The sequence below is a fragment of the Streptomyces sp. NPDC046939 genome (assembly GCF_040644575.1).
Lineage (GTDB): Bacteria > Actinomycetota > Actinomycetes > Streptomycetales > Streptomycetaceae > Streptomyces.
Genome location: NZ_JBEYWV010000021.1, coordinates 118,812 through 131,199, shown reverse-complemented (window position 1 = coordinate 131,199; position 12,388 = coordinate 118,812). Strand labels below are relative to the sequence as shown.

The following is a 12,388-nucleotide window of genomic DNA, read 5'->3' as shown; positions in this document are numbered from 1 at the left end:
TTCGGTACCGCTTCGCCGGAACACCTGCCCGGCTTCCGTCCTGCGCACCCTACTTGGCGGTGTCCCCGCCCAACTGTGTCGGTATTGCCACCATTCGGTCACAGGCGTCCACGACGGCCACCTCCACCTCGTCGAGCGGGCGGCCCGCCTCGACGGCCTTCGCGACGGCGCGGGCCGCGGTCTGCACGGTCAGGGCGCGGGCGGGCACGTCGAGCGCGGGCCACGGGTCGGGGGCGGTGAGCCGCGGCGCGCCGCCCGCGCTGCGGTAGGCGGTGAGGAACCGGGCCCAGTCCCCGGCGGGCAGCAGGCCGCACGCGAACCAGGCCGCCGGACGCGCCAGGTCCCACGCCGGGTCGCCGAACCCGAGGTCGTCCACGTCGATGAGGAGCCAGGGCCGCGGACCGGCCGGGCCGCGGACCAGTTGGCCGAGGTGCAGGTCACCGTGGCAGAGCGCGCGGGCATGCGCGTACGGGGTCTCGGCGCGGGCCCACGGCGGCAGCGTGCGCCACGCCCTGCGGACGGGGCCGGCGGCGGGGTGGTCCGGGGCGGTGGCCTCCAGCCTGGCCACGGCGCGCGCCGCCTTCACCGGGCCCCGCATCGGCGGGAGCGCGTCCGGAAGCCGGTGGACGGGTGTCGCGTGCAGCCGCGCCAGCAGCCCGGCGGCGGCCTCCCAGGGGGCGTCCTCCGGGCGGTCCGGGTCGACGGGGGTGCCGTACGGCCAGAACGTGACGAGCCGCCCGTGCGTGGACGCCGCCTCCGGCCGCAGGGGCGGCAGGAGGACGCCGTCGAGCGCGGGGTGGGCGGCCACGGCCAGCCGCACCGCCAGCTCCTGCGCGTCCGTACCGGCCGCGTGCGCCTTGGCCACCACACCCCCGTGCCGTACGACGGTCCCGTCGGCCCGGTCGGCGAGCGTCCCGGCCCCGCACGCGCACGCCACCGTCGTCTCGCGGTGCAGCACCCGCCGGGCCGCACCCTGGAGCGCGGACGCGCTGAACATGGTCACGCCGGGCAGCCTACGACGCCTCGTCGCCCGCACCGGACGCCAGGCCGCGTCGGCGCCCCGGCGGTCGGACCCCGGCGCGGCCGGTCGGTCCCTGGGCCGGATGACCGGTCGAACCGCGCGGCACATGGCAATGCCGCGTGTGGCTCCCCAGCCACACGCGGCATTTGTGCCGTCCGCCGCACCCCCGTCCCCACGGGGTTTCCTGGTCGGATGTCCCCGCCCGGACCGCTCATCCGGGCCTGGAGGCGCCGCTCAGCGCCCCAGCATCACGCCCACGGACGACGCCTGCGCGACCACCGCGTCCCAGCCGCCGAAGACGACGACGAGCAGGGCGGCGAGGGGGAGGACCATGGCCGTGGCCACCAACGGGTGGCGGCGGCCGGTCGCGGGGGTGCCGTACGGCACGGCCCTGCGAGCCCACGTGCTGCGGAACGCTGTCGTCCGCGATGTCGTGTCCGCCATGGTCCTCTCCCGGTCGCAATCCTCGTGTCCCGCCGGACTGCCCGGCGAGAGGTTGAGCTGTCGGCAGCGGCGGGTACCTGACCTCGGGGGACGAGAGCTGCACCCGCCGCTTGACCTCAAATCTATGGGCGGGGGCCGTTCGGGTCGTCATGCCCTCGTACCTATTGCCGGGCCTCCCGGAGGATGAGCGGGGCCCCTCCGCGTACTCCCCTGGGTGGAGACGACGACCTAGGTCTCGGGGTCATCCCCCAGGGGGTCGAGGCGCCTTACCGGGTGACTTCTCTCACTTCCAGAGGGGTGACGTGCGCCGGGTCCCTCGCCCCATGGACCCGTTCGGCCGGTACCGGGACGGGCGGGTTCCCCCTCTCCCCCGCGCCCCGCAACGCCGCCGACCAGGCATCTTTCGCGTCGTCAAACTCCGCGTCGCTCACGGCGATTGGTCCTACCGGCTCCCGCAAGGGCCGCCAGGCGCACCCTTCCTGATCACGTTTCACGTATAACCGCCCGCACCGACAATCGAATCCGGCGTGAGGGCGCGGCCTGAGCACACAGTCGGCCGCGTAAACGTAAGCTGTCGCTCGTCAGACGAGACCGGGCAGCAGCGGGGATGAACATGGCGATGATGCGCCTGAGGCGCGAGGACCCGCGCGTCGTCGGCTCGTTCCGGCTGCACAGACGGCTCGGGGCCGGCGGGATGGGCGTCGTCTACCTCGGTTCCGACCGGCGTGGGCAACGGGTGGCGCTGAAGGTGATCAGGCCGGACCTGGCCGAGGACCAGGAGTTCCGCTCGCGCTTCGCGCGTGAGGTCTCCGCCGCGCGCCGGATCCGGGGCGGCTGCACGGCGCGCCTGGTCGCCGCGGACCTGGAGGCGGACCGGCCGTGGTTCGCGACGCAGTACGTGCCGGGACCCTCGCTGCACGACAAGGTCGCCGAGGAGGGCCCGCTGCCCGCGTCGGACGTGGCCGCCGTCGGCGCCGCGCTGTCGGAAGGGCTCGTCGCCGTGCACGAGGCCGGGGTCGTCCACCGCGACCTCAAGCCGTCCAACATCCTGCTGTCCCCGAAGGGGCCGCGGATCATCGACTTCGGCATCGCCTGGGCGACCGGCGCCTCGACGCTGACCCACGTCGGCACGGCGGTCGGCTCCCCCGGCTTCCTCGCCCCCGAGCAGGTGCGCGGCGCGGCCGTGACCCCGGCCACCGATGTGTTCTCCCTCGGGGCGACCCTCGCGTACACGGCGATGGGCGACTCCCCCTTCGGGCACGGCAGCTCCGAGGTGATGCTCTACCGCGTCGTCCACGAGGAGGCGCAGCTCCACGGCGTGCCGGACGCGCTGGCGCCGCTGCTGCGGGCGTGTCTCGCCAAGGACCCGGAGGAACGGCCCAGCACGCTGCAACTGTCGCTGCGGCTGAAGGAGATCGCGGCCCGCGAGGCGCAGGGACTCGGCGACATCCGTCCGCCCGCGCCGCGCTCCGAGGCGGACCGGCCGACGGGGCGCCTCGCGGAGAGCTACGCGGACCAGCGCACCCAGCGCAGCACGCAGCGCAGCACCCAGCGGCGTACGCAGCCGGGCACGCCCGCGCCGCGCACCGGGAACGGCCGCACCACGGACGGCAGGCCCGGCGGCAGTGCCCGGACCAACGGCAGCGTCCGTACGGGCGGCGGTTCCGGGCCGCGCTCCACCGCCTCCCGGTCCGGGAAGCGGCCCGCGCCGCGCAGCGGCACCGGGCGCCCCGTCCCTCGTACGAACTCGCGGACGAACGGGACGGGTGCGGGCAAGAAGCTGCGGCCCGCCAATCCCCGGCTGCTGCGGCAGCGGCTGTTCGTGTTCGTGGTGGTGACGCTGCTCGTGGCGCTGGTGATCGCGGTGATCCAGAGCCTGTGAGGCCGGGCCGAGGTCAGAGCTCCGGGCGGCCCGTCGCCACCGCGTAGAAGGCGACCGCCGCCGCCGCGCCCACGTTGAGCGAGTCGACGCCGTGGGCCATCGGGATGCGGACCCATTCGTCGGCGGCCATGAGCGCCTTGGTGGACAGGCCCTCGCCCTCCGCGCCGAGCAGCAGCGCCACGCGGTCCATGCGGTGCGGGGCCACCTCGTCGAGGGACTTCGCCTTCTCGGCGGGGGTGAGCGCGAGCAGGTTGAAGCCCGCCTCGCGGACCGTCTCGAGGGACTTCGGCCAGGAGTCGAGGCGCGCGTACGGGACGGAGAAGACCGCGCCCATGGAGACCTTCACCGAGCGGCGGTAGAGCGGGTCCGCGCAGTCGGGCGAGAGCAGGACCGCGTCCATGCCGAGCGCGGCGGCCGAGCGGAAGATCGCGCCGATGTTGGTGTGGTCGTTGACCGACTCCATGACGACGATGCGGCGGGCCGAGGCCAGCAGCTCGTCGGCGGCCGGCAGCGGCTTGCGCTGCATGGAGGCGAGGGCGCCGCGGTGCACGTGGTAGCCCGTCACCTGTTCGGCGAGTTCGGGGGCGACCGCGTAGACCGGCGCCGGGACCTCGTCGATGACGTCACGCATGACATCGACCCACTTGGCCGAGAGCAGCATCGAGCGCATCTCGTAGCCCGCCTGCTTGGCGCGGCGGATGACCTTCTCGCCCTCGGCGATGAAGAGGCCCTCGGCCGGTTCGCGCTTGCGGCGCAGTTCGACGTCGGTCAGGCCCGTGTAGTCACGCAGACGCGGGTCGTCGGGGTCCTCGATGGTGAGGAGACCTTGGGGTTCAGCCACGGGTCGATACTGCCTTGTCCTGGGGAGGGTGCCAACGGTTGAGCACTGTGCTTGTTACCGCTGGTTACGGGTGGGGCTCTCCTGCACCACGGGGCCGATGACGATGACGGCGGGCGGCCGGACGCCTTCCGCCACCACCCTCTCGCCGACCGTCGCGAGCGTGGCGTCGACACGGCGCTGCGTGGCAGTGGTGCCTTCCTGCACCAGCGCCACCGGGGTGTCCCCGGCCTTGCCGTGCGCCATCAGCGCCTCGGCGATTCTGCCGATCTTGTCGACGCCCATGAGGATCACGAGGGTGCCGGTCAGCTTGGCGAGCGCGGCCCAGTCGACCAGGGAGCGCTCGTCGTCCGGCGCCACATGGCCGCTGACCACGGTGAACTCGTGCGCCACGCCCCGGTGCGTGACCGGGATGCCGGCCGCGCCCGGCACCGAGATCGAGCTGGAGATGCCGGGGACGACCGTGACCGGGATGCCCTCGGCGGCCAGCGCCTGCGCCTCCTCCATGCCCCGGCCGAAGACGAACGGATCGCCGCCCTTGAGCCGGACGACGGCCTTGCCCTGCTTGGCGTGGTCGATCAGCGCGTTGTTGATCGCCTCCTGCGCCATGAAGCGGCCGTACGGGATCTTCGCCGCGTCGATCACCTCCACGTGCGGCGGAAGCTCGTCCAGGAGGTCGCGCGGGCCGAGGCGGTCGGCGATGACGACGTCGGCCTCGGCGAGGAGGCGACGGCCGCGCACGGTGATCAGATCGGGGTCGCCGGGGCCGCCGCCGACCAGGGCGACGCCCGGGGTGCGGGTCCGCTCGGCGGTGACGGTGCCGTCGCGCAGCGCCTCCACCAGGGCGTCGCGGACGGCGGCGGTGCGGCGCGGGTCGCGGTCGGCGGCCTCGGCGGACAGGACGGCGACGGTCACGCCCTCGGTGCGGCCCGTCGCCGGGGTCCAGGCGGTCGCCGCCTCGGCGTCGTCGGAGCGCACGCACCAGATGCGGGCCGCTTCCGCCTCGGCGCTGGCCTGCTCGTTCGCCACGCGGTCGCCGGTGGCGATCAGTACGTACCAGGCGCCTTCGAGGTCGCCCCGCTCGTAGCGGCGCTTGATCCAGGTCAGCTCGCCCGCGTCCGCCATGGCCTCCACGGAAGGGGTCGCCGAGGGGGAGATCAGGGTGAGGTCCGCGCCGGCCGCGATCAGGGCGGGGAGGCGGCGCTGGGCCACCTGGCCGCCGCCGATCACTATCGTCCTGCGGTTGGTGAGGCGGAGGCCAACTGGGTAGGCGGGGTGCTGTGCGGGGGGCATGTCTGTTCGGCTCCTGGCGGCTGGGCTCTTGGGCTGCGACGTTGGAGCCCTGTGACGTGCGGTTTCCGGGTGCGCCCAGCTTATGTCCTGGCCCCCTGGACGGTTACCCGGCGCTGGACTGCTGTGCCCACCCGTCCCTCCCCCAGACTCCGTCCGGGGGGACCCCCAGCGGAACGCCTGCCCACAGCGGGTGCGGGACGCCTGCGCACAGCGAGTGTGGGACGCCTGCGCACAGCGGGGCGGGGCGGGGCGCCTGCCCGCGGCGGTGGTGGCGTCGGGCAGGCGTCCCTCTGACGTGCTCGGGTTACTTCTCGGTGACGCCCGCTGAGTCGAACGTCGCTACCTCGTGCATCGCCCGCGCCGCGCTCTGGACGATCGGGAGGGCCAGGAGGGCGCCCGTGCCCTCGCCGAGGCGGAGGTCGAGGTCGACCAGAGGGCGCAGGCCCAGCTTGTTCAGGGCCGCGACGTGGCCCGGCTCGGCGCTGCGGTGGCCCGCGATGCAGGCGGCCAGGACCTCGGGGGCGATGGCACGGGCGACCAGGGCGGCCGCGCCGGCGCTGACGCCGTCGAGGATGACTGGCGTCCGCAGCGAGGCACCGCCGAGGAGCAGGCCGACCAGGGCCGCGTGCTCCAGGCCGCCGACCGCAGACAGGACGCCGATCGGGTCGGCCGGGTCCGGCTGGTGCACTTCGAGGGCGCGGCGGACGACCTCGACCTTGCGGGCGTGCGTCTCGTCGTTGATGCCGGTGCCGCGGCCGGTGACCTCGGACGGGTCGGCCTCGGTGTAGACGGAGATCAGGGCGGCGGACGCGGTGGTGTTGGCGATGCCCATCTCACCGGTCAGGAGCGCCTTGTTGCCTGCCGCGACGAGGTCGCGGGCCGTCTCGATGCCGACCTCGATGGCCGCCTTGACCTCTTCGCGGGAGAGGGCGGGCCCGGTCGTCATGTCGGCCGTGCCCGCGCGGACCTTGCGCGGCAGCAGGCCGGGCGTGGCCGGGAGTTCGGAGGCGACGCCCACGTCGACGACGCAGACCTCGGCGCCGACCTGGTTCGCGAACGCGTTGCAGACCGCGCCGCCGCCCAGGAAGTTCGCGACCATCTGGCCGGTGACCTCCTGCGGCCAGGGGGTGACGCCCTGGGCGTGCACCCCGTGGTCACCGGCGAAGATCGCGACGGCCGCGGGCTCCGGGATCGGCGGCGGGCACATCCGGGACAGGCCGGACAGCTGCGCGGAGATGATCTCCAGCATGCCGAGCGCGCCCGCGGGCTTCGTCATCCGCTTCTGCCGCTCCCACGCCTCGCCGAGCGCCTTCGCGTCCAGCGGGCGGATGTTGGAGACGGTCTCGGCGAGCAGGTCGTGCGGGTCCTCGCCGGGCAGCGCCCGACGCCCGTACGTCTCCTCGTGCACGACCCACGACAGGGGGCGCCGCTTGGACCAGCCCGCCTGCATCAGCTCGGGCTCCTCCGGGAACTCGTCGACGTAGCCCACGCACAGGTAGGCGACGACCTCCAGGTGCTCGGGCAGGCCCAGGGTGCGGACCATCTCGCGCTCGTCGAAGAAGCTGACCCAGCCGACGCCGAGGCCCTCGGCGCGGGCCGCGAGCCAGAGGTTCTCCACGGCGAGCGCGGAGGAGTACGGGGCCATCTGCGGCTGCGTGTGACGGCCCAGGGTGTGGCGGCCGCCCCGGGTCGGGTCGGCGGTCACCACGATGTTGACCGGGGTGTCGAGGATGGCCTCGATCTTCAGTTCCTTGAACTGCTTCGCGCGGCCCTTGGGGAGGGACTTGGCGTACGCGTCCTTCTGACGCATCGCCAGTTCGTGCATGGTGCGCCGGGTCTCCGCCGAGCGGATGACGACGAAGTCCCAGGGCTGCGAGTGGCCCACGGACGGCGCGGTGTGGGCCGCCTCCAGGACGCGGAGCAGCACCTCGTGCGGGATCGGATCGGAGCGGAAGCCGTTGCGGATGTCGCGGCGTTCGCGCATGACGCGCAGGACCGCTTCGCGCTCGGCGTCGTCGTAGCCGGACGCGGCGGCGGCCTCGGGCTCCGCCTCGTCGGCGGCGGCCTCGGGCACGGGCTGCGGCTCGGGCTGCTCAGGCTCCTCCGGCTCCTCGGGGGCCTGCACCGGCACCTCGGGCTTCGGGGCGACCTCGATCACGTCGGGCTCGTCGGCCTCGAAGTCGTCGGCCACCGGCTCGGCGAGCGCGGCCTGCTCGCCCTCGCGCGGCGCGGGCACGACGGCCAGGGGCTCCGCCTCGGCCACGTCCCCGGCCTGCGCCGCGACCGGCTCGACGACCGGTTCAGCGACCGGCTCGACGACCGGTTCGGCGGCCGTCTCCACCACCGGTTCCACGACCGCTTCCACGACCGGTTCCTCGACGGGGGCGGGCGCCTCGGCGACCACGGCCTCCGCGACGGGAACGGCCTCCTCGGCGGGGGCGGCCTCGGGCGCCACCGCCACAGGCTCCGCGGGCGCCTCGGCGACCGGCTCGGCGACGGGCAGCGGCTCCGCGACCGGCGCCTGCTCGGGGGCGGCCGCGACCGGCTCCTGCGCGGGCTCCGGCAGCTCGGCGCTCTCCTGCGCCACCGGCTCCTCCGGCAGCGGCGGGACCACCATGGCCTGCGGCGGCGTCGGCGCCAGGTGCGGCGTGGTCGGCACCGTGCCCTCGACGGGCACGAACTGGCCGAGCGGCTGCTCCGGCGCGGGCTGCCGCACAGGCTCGTACGCCTGCGGCTCGTGCACCGCGTACTCGCCGGACTGCTCGCCGCCGTGGCCCGCGTACGCGGCGACCGGCTCGGCGGCGGGCGCGAACTGCTGGGAGGCGTCCGGGTGCTGCGGGTGCGGGAAGTGCGGGGCCTGCTCGGCGTAGAAGCCGGGCTGCGGCTCCGGCTCGGCGGGGGCCTGCGGCTGCTGCTGCGCGGACTCGGCGGGCGCCCACGGGGTGCCGCCCTGCGGCGGGATGTCGAGGTACTCGGGGCCGGTGGTGGGCGGACCCGCCTGCCGTACGGGCGTCGGGTGCGCCGGGGTCTGCTGCGCGGGCCCGCGGTCGGCCAGCGAGCGCACGGGGCCGACGCCGGTCTCCGGCGTGGGCGGGCCCATGTGGAGCGGGCGGCGCGGGGCGGCGGGCGCCTGCGGGCCCTGCGGCTGGCCCGGGGCCTGCATCGCGCCCATGTCGTGGTGGCCGCTGTCGCGGCCAGCCGTCTCGTGCGGGCCGGGCTCGTGCGCGGCGGGCGCCTGCGCGTAGTCGCCGTACTCCGCGTACTCCTGACCCTGGGTCTGCGGCTGCGGGTACTGCTGCGGCGGGGGCGTCGGTGTCTGCGGTTCGCCCCAGGCGCCCTGGGAGCCAGGCATGAGGAGCATCTCGTCTTCCTCGCCGCCGGTGCCGGCCGGATCGAGGTAGGTGTACGCGCCCTGGGCGGGAGCGCCCGGCTGTCCCACCGCGCCTGCGTTCTCCGGCAGCCCTTCGCCCGGAACCTGACCGGTGTCGGTCATGCCTACCCCTCGCCCATCGATGAGAACTTCCCTGCCGCTCCCGGCCGTCCGCCGGAGCCGCGCGCGCCCCTTGCGGGCCGCGGACCGGAGTGGCCCGGCGTCCGTCCTCCTTGGAACTTCTCCTTGGAGAACGAGCACGCGAGCCGCACGGCACGAACCGTCCCGGACAACAGGTATTGTCCCGGCCGGATCGCGACTGTGGCAGGTGGTTCGGCCACGGTCTCCTGTGGACTGCGCCACGTTGCGCGTCCTCCGGTCGCCGCCGTACCACATGCGCGCCAAGAGTGGTGCGTTTCCGGGACATTGGCCGACGAAGCGGCGCACGTCCTGGTGCGGTACAACGATCGGCCAGCCTACCGCGCGCGCCGGTCCCGCAGGGTCACGGGTGGCGGTCCGGAAGGTGCCCCGAGAGCAGGAACCCCACGGTCCGCTCCTTCTCGGTCCAGGCGCGTGTGTCCAGTTCGACGGATTGGAGCAGCGCGCACTCGACCTCGTACCCGTGTTCGGTCAGGTCGCGGCCGACGAGTTCGGCGTCGTCGCGTGTCGCGGCGTGCGTGACGATGCGCGCGGGCCGCCGGTCGGCGACGGCGGAGACGACCGCCGCTCCCCCGCCCCCGACGCGTACGACATCGGGTTCGGGCAGGTTCTCCAGGACGTGCGGGGCGGTGCCGTGGACGATCTGGGCCTGGACGCCGAAGCGGCGGGCGGTGGCGAGGGTGCGGGCGCAGGCGTCGGCGTCGCGGTCGACGGCGATGACGGCGGCGCCGAAGCGTCCGGCCTCGGCGGTGAAGGCGCCGCTGCCGCAGCCGATGTCCCAGACGAGGTCGCCGGTGCGCGGGCCGAGGCGGGCCAGCTGGGCGGCGCGCAGCTGTTCGCTCTCGCCCTCGCCGAAGGGGCCCGCGTACGCGGCGGCGGGCAGCGCCCAGCCGCGCGGGGTGGTGTCGGGGTCGCCGCCGAACAGCCAGCCGCCGTTCTCGGGGGTGCCGACCGTGACGGTGCCGCCGATGGCGATGACGACGTTCGGGTCGCGCCAGCTGTGGTCGGCGGCCTTGTCGGAGGTGACGACAGTGACCTGTTCGCGGTCGGTGCCGAGCTCCTCGCAGATGACGAAGGTGCGGTGGACGCCTTCGAGGAGAAGGCCGAGTTCGGCGGGGCCCGCGCCGGGCGAGGTGAGGACGGCGACCTTGGGGTGGGCGCGGCAGACGTTGACGGCGCGGCGCAGGGTGCGCCGGTGGGCGACGACGACCTGGGCGTCGTCCCAGGGCATCCCGGCGCGGGCGAAGGCCTGGGCGACGGCGGAGACGGCGGGTACGACCTCGACCTCCAGGCCGTACTGCGGGGCGCGCAGGGTGCGGACGACGCCGAAGAAGCCGGGGTCGCCGTCGGCGAGGACGACGGCGGTGCCGCGGTGGCCGGCGATGCGGCGGGCGGCGAGCGCCACGCTGCCGAGCCGGATCCGTTCGGCGTGGGCGGGGACCTCGGGGAGCGCCAGGTGGTGGGCGGCGCCCGCCACGAGGGTGGCCGCGCCGAGCGCGGAGCGGGCCGCCGCGGTGAGCGGAGAGCCGTCCCAGCCGATCACCGTGACCCGGTCGGCCATCGTCGTCAGTCTCCAGGGTGTGCTCGGGTGCGTACGCGCGAGGGGGCGTACACGGGTCGGGGGGTGCCGCCGGCGTGCGGGAGCCGGGCGGGGCACCGGAGAGCGTACCCGCTGGGTCCGGCGACCGCCTGTGGGGTCGGGCGCGGTCCGGGTCAGTTCCAGTCCGAGAAGGCGGTGAAGCCGCCGGCCTCCGCGAGCTGCTCGGTGACGCCCTCGATGTCCTCGGGGAGGAGGCTCCACACGATGAAGTCGGTGCGGACGTCGGTCCAGCCGCCGTCCTCGGTGCGGGTGCGCGCTATGCAGGCATTGCGCAGGACGCCCTCGCTGATGCTGCCGATCTTCTGGGCGACCTGCTGGGACGCGGTGTTGTCGGCGGCGGTGCGCATCTCGATGCGCTCCATGCGCTGGTCGCGGAAGAGCCACTGGGCCATGGCGAGCGCGGCCTCGGAGGCGTAGCCCTCGCCGCGGGCCCAGGGGGCGACGATGTAGGAGAGCTCGGTGGCGCGGACGTGCCAGTTGGTCTTGGTCAACTGGACGATGCCGACAAGGCGCTGGGTGAGGAACTCGGTGACGGCGAGGTCGAGTCCGGTGCCGGCGGCGCGTTCCTTCGGCGCGTACTCGGTGATCCAGCGGCGTGCGTCGTCCTCGGTGAAGGGCTGGGGCACGGAGGTCCAGGCGGCGACGAGTTCGTCGTTCATCATCTCGGCGAGGGCGGGGGCGTCGTCGTCCTCGAGCGGACGCAGCACCAAACGCTCCGTACTGATGGAGATGTCGGGGAAGGTGTTCGTCATACGCCGCTCCGTAACCTTCGTGGCGGCCCGCCGGACTTCGCGCCGGCCGCCGGGTGAAGTGCCCAGCATGCAGCATGAAGGCACGTAACCGCACATGGGGGCCGCGCCGGTCAGCGGGCGCGGCCCCTCGTGTGAGGCGGTGTCAGATCCGTCGGGTCACGGAGGATCAGAAGGAGGGCAGGACCGAGCCCTTGTACTTGTCCTCGATGAACTTCTTGACCTCGGGCGACGTGAGGAGCTTGGCGAGCTTCTTGACGCGCGGGTCGTCCTCGTTGCCCTCCTTGACCGCGAGCACGTTGTTGTACGCGTTGTTCTTGGTGGACTCCAGGGCGAGGGCGTCCTTGGCGGGGTTCAGGCCCGCGCCGATGGCGTAGTTGCCGTTGATGACGGCGCCGTCGACGTCCTTGAGGGAGCGCGGCGTCTGGGCCGCCTCGACCTCCTTGAACTCCAGGTCCTTGGGGTTCTTGTCGATGTCCTGCGGCGTCGCGGTGGCCTCGGAGCCGCTCTTGAGCGTGATGAGGCCGCTGGAGGCGAGGAAGCGCAGGGCGCGGCTCTCGTTGTCGGCGTCGTTGGGCAGGGCGATGGTGCCGCCCTTCTTGATGCCGTCGAGCTTGTCGGCCTTCTCGGAGTAGAGGCCGAGCGGCTCCAGGTGGACGACGGCGACCGAGGCGAGGTGCGTGCCCTGCTTCTTGTTGAAGTCCTTGAGGTAGGGCGTGGTCTGGAAGTAGTTGGCGTCGACGGACCCGTCCTCGGTCGCCGTGTTCGGCGTGACGTAGTCGGTGAACTCCTTGACCTCGAGGTTGAGGCCTTCCTTCTTCGCCAGGTTCTTCTTGATGTACTCGAGGATCTCGGCGTGCGGGACGGGGGTCGCCGCGACGACGAGCTTGTCGGACGCCTTGGCCTTGGTGTCGCCCTTGTCGGAGCCGCAGGCGGTCAGGGACAGGGTGAGGGCGCCGGTGGCGAGGACGGCTGCGGTGATCTTGGTGGTGTTACGCACGAAAAGTGCCTTTCTCCATGGGTGGTGCAACC

At 74.0% G+C, this 12,388-nt stretch carries 9 protein-coding genes; 1 reads left to right on the top strand and 8 read right to left on the bottom strand.

Annotated elements, in window-relative coordinates; genetic code table 11:
• Positions 1-49: 49 nt before the first annotated feature.
• Positions 50-997, bottom strand: coding sequence for an aminoglycoside phosphotransferase family protein (locus ABZ877_RS23415; protein WP_361074372.1), 948 nt, complete (start codon positions 995-997; stop codon positions 50-52).
• Between the two features lie 258 nt (positions 998-1,255).
• Complete coding sequence (locus tag ABZ877_RS23410; protein ID WP_361074297.1) at positions 1,256-1,465, bottom strand: hypothetical protein; 210 nt, start codon at positions 1,463-1,465, stop codon at positions 1,256-1,258.
• Between the two features lie 607 nt (positions 1,466-2,072).
• Here ABZ877_RS23410 and ABZ877_RS23405 point away from each other — a divergent pair.
• Complete coding sequence (locus ABZ877_RS23405; RefSeq protein WP_361074294.1) at positions 2,073-3,347, top strand: protein kinase; 1,275 nt, start codon at positions 2,073-2,075, stop codon at positions 3,345-3,347.
• Positions 3,348-3,360: 13 nt separating this feature from the next.
• Here ABZ877_RS23405 and ABZ877_RS23400 read toward each other — a convergent pair whose 3' ends face one another.
• The 6 genes from ABZ877_RS23400 to ABZ877_RS23375 all read right to left on the bottom strand — a co-directional run bounded on the left by ABZ877_RS23400 (position 3,361) and on the right by ABZ877_RS23375 (position 12,356).
• Complete coding sequence (locus ABZ877_RS23400; RefSeq protein WP_361074292.1) at positions 3,361-4,188, bottom strand: RNA methyltransferase; 828 nt, start codon at positions 4,186-4,188, stop codon at positions 3,361-3,363.
• Positions 4,189-4,242: 54 nt separating this feature from the next.
• Complete coding sequence (gene cobA, locus ABZ877_RS23395) at positions 4,243-5,478, bottom strand: uroporphyrinogen-III C-methyltransferase (protein ID WP_361074290.1); 1,236 nt, start codon at positions 5,476-5,478, stop codon at positions 4,243-4,245.
• Between the two features lie 304 nt (positions 5,479-5,782).
• A complete protein-coding gene (gene cobT / locus ABZ877_RS23390) occupies positions 5,783-8,971 on the bottom strand; it encodes a nicotinate-nucleotide--dimethylbenzimidazole phosphoribosyltransferase (protein ID WP_361074289.1) in 3,189 nt (1,062 codons plus the stop codon).
• Between the two features lie 379 nt (positions 8,972-9,350).
• A complete protein-coding gene (cbiE, locus tag ABZ877_RS23385; protein WP_361074287.1) occupies positions 9,351-10,568 on the bottom strand; it encodes a precorrin-6y C5,15-methyltransferase (decarboxylating) subunit CbiE in 1,218 nt (405 codons plus the stop codon).
• Positions 10,569-10,720: 152 nt separating this feature from the next.
• A complete protein-coding gene (locus ABZ877_RS23380) occupies positions 10,721-11,359 on the bottom strand; it encodes a GNAT family N-acetyltransferase (RefSeq protein WP_361074285.1) in 639 nt (212 codons plus the stop codon).
• A 166-nt stretch (positions 11,360-11,525) separates the two neighbouring features.
• A complete protein-coding gene (locus ABZ877_RS23375) occupies positions 11,526-12,356 on the bottom strand; it encodes a MetQ/NlpA family ABC transporter substrate-binding protein (RefSeq protein ID WP_361074283.1) in 831 nt (276 codons plus the stop codon).
• Positions 12,357-12,388: the final 32 nt, after the last annotated feature.

Bases quoted from the DNA above. Each gene is read 5' to 3' on its own strand.
- cobA (WP_361074290.1), bottom strand. From the start codon at position 5,478: ATGCCCCCCGCACAGCACCCCGCCTACCCAGTTGGCCTCCGCCTCACC.
- ABZ877_RS23405 (WP_361074294.1), top strand. From the start codon at position 2,073: ATGAACATGGCGATGATGCGCCTGAGGCGCGAGGACCCGCGCGTCGTC.
- ABZ877_RS23415 (WP_361074372.1), bottom strand. From the start codon at position 997: ATGTTCAGCGCGTCCGCGCTCCAGGGTGCGGCCCGGCGGGTGCTGCAC.
- ABZ877_RS23380 (WP_361074285.1), bottom strand. From the start codon at position 11,359: ATGACGAACACCTTCCCCGACATCTCCATCAGTACGGAGCGTTTGGTG.
- ABZ877_RS23410 (WP_361074297.1), bottom strand. From the start codon at position 1,465: ATGGCGGACACGACATCGCGGACGACAGCGTTCCGCAGCACGTGGGCT.
- cbiE (WP_361074287.1), bottom strand. From the start codon at position 10,568: ATGGCCGACCGGGTCACGGTGATCGGCTGGGACGGCTCTCCGCTCACC.
- cobT (WP_361074289.1), bottom strand. From the start codon at position 8,971: ATGACCGACACCGGTCAGGTTCCGGGCGAAGGGCTGCCGGAGAACGCA.